Origin of the sequence: Gordonia sp. 852002-50395_SCH5434458, from assembly GCF_001665905.1 — a bacterium.
Taxonomy (GTDB): Bacteria; Actinomycetota; Actinomycetes; order Mycobacteriales; family Mycobacteriaceae; genus Gordonia; species Gordonia jacobaea.
In genome coordinates this window covers 1-3,709 of the sequence record NZ_LZTC01000106.1, presented here as the reverse complement: position 1 = coordinate 3,709, position 3,709 = coordinate 1, and the positions used below count along the sequence as shown (strand labels likewise).

The window sequence follows — 3,709 nt, the reverse complement described above, 5'->3', positions numbered from 1 at the left end:
CCCACCTCACCTAGACCGCAACAGCAAGCACACAAAAATCAGGAGTCACGTTCTTACACAAACATCTTGACAAGCTCAACTCAATGAGAAACGCAGCGACATGTTCCTGGTTGATCCAGGTAAGGCCACTATTGGCCCGTTTCATCGATTTCAGGGCAGCTGCAAAGGGTTTCAGCTGCTCATTGACGCCACCAGTCTGCGGATTGGTCAGCAGCCGGTCCACGGTCGCCCCCAGTACGCATCGCCAGCAGCGCCCTTGGGAGTAGAGTTCTTCCTCGGCGCCACAATCAACGCAATCCACGTTCAGCCGAATACCGCTACACGAGCGACAGGCCGGTCGGCCGGCGACGACCCCTGGTAGGACGCCGTCGTGGCCACAGCCACACGTCCCACGTATTCGCTGCGCCGCTTTGTAGCAGTAGCCGCACACCGGCCTACTCATCCGGAGGTACATCGGGCTGACCGCCGGATCTTGGGGCCACAACGCTGCGGCCGCGCGGTGCTCACCACACCTCATGCACGGCTCCGGGTATTTGACTGGACCTTCAGGCTTACGTGGTCTTGCCATCGGCATCATCCTCGCTTCGGACGACCCGAATACGGCGTGCAACGGAGCGCTTCTCGCCGATGCCGAGATCGGCCGGGCCTGCTGGTGCGTCCGCAGTGGCTGCAGCACGCATCTCCACGTAGGGCTCGAACAGATCGTTGGGCGTGCATTCAAGGATGTCGCACAACGCGGCGAACGTGCGGGCAGGGATCCGCTCAGGAGTGCCAGTCACCAGTCGGTGGACCTGAGCATTCGACAGGTTGATACCGCGGGACTTCAGCAACGGGATGAGTTCCGTTGTCTTCCAAAGGTTATGATCAGCCATCCGTTGGCGCAGATTCCAGTGGTAGCCGACCCGGCGTTGCTCGCTCACGTGTCCTTCCCTGTATCTCTTTCGTCACGGGTGACGATTCGCTGCTGGATCATCCGTTGGATGGTCTTCTGTTTGAAGTCTGCCGACACCGAAGTGTAGAGCGCAGTGGTGGAAGAGTAGGCGTGGCCGACTTGCTGCTGGATGAACATCGGATCGTATCCGGCCTCGAGGAGATGGGTGACATAGGAGTGGCGCAGGCAATGCATCTTCAACTCTGTCGGAAGCCCAGCCAGTTCGCGGACCGTGGTGAACGTGCGATTGAAGTTGCGGATGCCCGTGGCACCAGCGCGTTCCGACGGCCACAACGAAGCCGAGCGGTCCGCTGTGGCGAACTGCGCGCGCCCTTGCGGCGAGAGCCAATGATCGAGAAGGCCGACCACCCAGTCGAACTCGGGCACGGTGAGAACAGTGCGTCGGCGAGGCCCTGACCCCGACATACCTTTGGCGTAGCGGACCTGGACAGCGCCATAGCAGCCGTACTTGCCGACGTGCGGGTTCGGGCCGAAGTCGTGGTAGTCAAGCATGGCGAGCTCTCGACGTCGAAGACCGTACGCGTAGCACACCTTGAACGCAATGGAGTCTCGCATCAGCGGGAGCCAGCGCTTCGAGCCTTTGGCGAACTGAGGTTCACCCCGGATGGTGGACACCGAGATAGCGGGACCGAGGGTTCCGCTGGAAGGATGTCCCCATGTCCCGCAAACGTAGGTCGTTCACGACCGAGTACAAGGTCGAGGCCGCCCGTAGGGTGATCGATTCCGGCCGGACCATCGCCGAGGTCGCCCGCGAATTGGGCATCAACGAAGGACTGCTCGGCCGCTGGGTCGCCGACGAACGCCGCCGCATCGAAGCCGCCGCAGCATCGGGTGATCAACCGCTCACCGCCGCTGAACGCACCGAGCTGGCCCGGTTGCGCCGGCAGGTCTCCGAGCAGGAGAAAGACATCGCGTTCTTGAAAAAAGCGTCCGCGTACTTCGCAGCCAATCAACAAAAGTAGAGCTCTACTCGTTGATGGCCGCGGAGTACGCGAACTCCGCAGTCCGCCGGATGGCACGGCTGCTCGAAGTGTCGACATCCGGCTTCTACAAACACCAAGGACGCAGTGTGACAACCAGATTGGCAGTAAGGCAGCAACGTCGGGCCGATCTGGAGGTGAAGATCCTCGCGATCCACCAGGAGTCGAAAGGCGTCTACGGGGCACCCCGCATCACCGCCGAACTCCACGACCGAGGCGAGGTGATCACCGAGAAAACCGTCGCCAAGATCATGCGCTCACTCGGCATCGTCGGGATCAGCCCCCGCACGTTCAAGATCCGCACCACCGTGGTCGACCCGTTCGCCTCGTTCCCCGACGACCTGGTCCAGCGCCGGTTCGATCAGGGCCACCTCGATGCGGTGTGGACCTCGGATATCACGTACCTGACCTGCGGCGAGGGCGATATGTACCTGTGCGCCATCAAGGACGAGCACTCGAAGAAAGTCCTCGGGTGGGCGGTCGCCGATCACATGCGCACCGAGTTGGTCCTCGAGGCACTGGACATGGCAGTTGCCGAACGTGGTGGCGATGTCGCGGGCGCAATCATGCACTCGGACAGGGGAAGCCAGTACACCGCTGCGGTCATGAAGGAAGCGTGCGAGCGGTATGGGTTGCAGCGCTCGATGGGCGAGACCGGCATCTGCTGGGACAACGCCGGAGCCGAAAGCTTGTGGTCGACGTTCAAGCACGAGTACTACTACCGCCACACGTTCGCGTACAGGACGGAATTGGCTGCTGCAGTCGACAACTGGATGAACTTCTACAACACTCGACGACGGCACTCCGCAATCGGAATGCTCAGCCCCCATAGTTACGAACAGTCACTGAACGCGCCCACCATGGCCGCGTGACCACTGTCCACTTTTCGGGGTGAACCTCAAACTCCCGATCGACGAGGTCGTCGCAGGCATCGAAGAATGTTTGCAACTCGGCCTGTGTGAAGCTACGCCGGTCGGCCGGCATGGCGTCATCGGTCTTGTGGCGCGGCGTGTTCCACTCGAACACAACTTGGGCGGGAACGTCCTGAAATGCTTTGTTGCAGAACGTAGCCCACCCGTACCTTTCGTCAGTGACGTAATAGCAGAAGGCCCTGATCGTGCCGGCGTTCGCGCGCAGGGTCGACACCGAAACAGCTTTGGGGCCGGTGCGCCGGTCTGCCAGGAACTCATCGACGTGGATGGGCTGCCACGTCCACGGGTACTCGTTGGAGTGTTCCTGGAAGCGAGATACCACGCTGCACGATGACCGGATGAATGGCACACCGAGTCCACGGGCCAGCATCTGGGCTCGCCAGCCATCCAGCATCGCCTCGAACACGCGGTCCTCAGGCCGCAGTAGACCGACGACACCGTTCGACAGAAAGTCTGGTAGCCGACCCGGAACACTCTGCATGAACGCAAGTGTAGCGCGAGAATCTCTCATCTGTTTGCATAAACAGATGCTGATCTGCGCACTCGATCAGAACGGCAGCCGTCGATGCGATGCCGCCATGCGATCCGGCCTGCGATCTCATTCAAGATCCGGTGGGACGAGTCCTCTCATCTGTTTGAACTCGTCCTCGTTAAGTGCCGATAAGAAACATTATGTAAAGTAAACCGCTGCATATTGCAGCAGATGAATCACAGCTAGACCACCGCCCGCCCTGTCGGATGAGTGAAACGGCGATACGTTGTGGTTGGAAAGTCTATCGAGAGGATCGAGCCATGACGGCCGCACCTCCTGGAAGACCCAAGCTTCCGAACCGTCTGTCTCAAGG

Annotated in this window: 3 protein-coding genes and 2 pseudogenes; 2 read left to right on the top strand and 3 right to left on the bottom strand. The window is 60.6% G+C overall.

Annotation, left to right across the window (positions count from 1 at the left end):
• Positions 1-551: 551 nt before the first annotated feature.
• A complete protein-coding gene (locus A5785_RS22755) occupies positions 552-920 on the bottom strand; it encodes a helix-turn-helix domain-containing protein (RefSeq protein WP_065181101.1) in 369 nt (122 codons plus the stop codon).
• Positions 917-1,543 (bottom strand): annotated as a pseudogene (locus tag A5785_RS22750) (tyrosine-type recombinase/integrase); the annotation flags it as partial. The pseudogene A5785_RS22750 and the gene A5785_RS22755, both read right to left, overlap by 4 nt.
• A 65-nt stretch (positions 1,544-1,608) precedes the next feature.
• On the opposite strand from A5785_RS22750, the gene A5785_RS22745 reads away from it, so the two are divergent.
• Together A5785_RS22745 and A5785_RS22740 are read left to right on the top strand one after the other, a co-directional pair.
• The gene (locus tag A5785_RS22745; RefSeq protein ID WP_065181100.1) at positions 1,609-1,914 is read left to right on the top strand and encodes a transposase; all 306 of its coding nucleotides are present in this window, start codon (positions 1,609-1,611) and stop codon (positions 1,912-1,914) included.
• 2 nt (positions 1,915-1,916) lie between these two features.
• Positions 1,917-2,804: pseudogene (locus A5785_RS22740) on the top strand (IS3 family transposase); the annotation flags it as partial.
• Here A5785_RS22740 and A5785_RS22735 read toward each other — a convergent pair.
• Positions 2,752-3,345 carry a hypothetical protein gene (locus A5785_RS22735; RefSeq protein ID WP_197500861.1) on the bottom strand — a complete coding sequence of 198 codons (594 nt, stop codon included), beginning with the start codon at positions 3,343-3,345 and terminating at the stop codon, positions 2,752-2,754. The pseudogene A5785_RS22740 and the gene A5785_RS22735 sit on opposite strands and share 53 nt — an antisense overlap.
• Positions 3,346-3,709 lie beyond the last annotated feature (364 nt).

Bases quoted from the DNA above. Each gene is read 5' to 3' on its own strand.
- A5785_RS22745 (WP_065181100.1), top strand. From the start codon at position 1,609: ATGTCCCGCAAACGTAGGTCGTTCACGACCGAGTACAAGGTCGAGGCC.
- A5785_RS22735 (WP_197500861.1), bottom strand. From the start codon at position 3,345: ATGCAGAGTGTTCCGGGTCGGCTACCAGACTTTCTGTCGAACGGTGTC.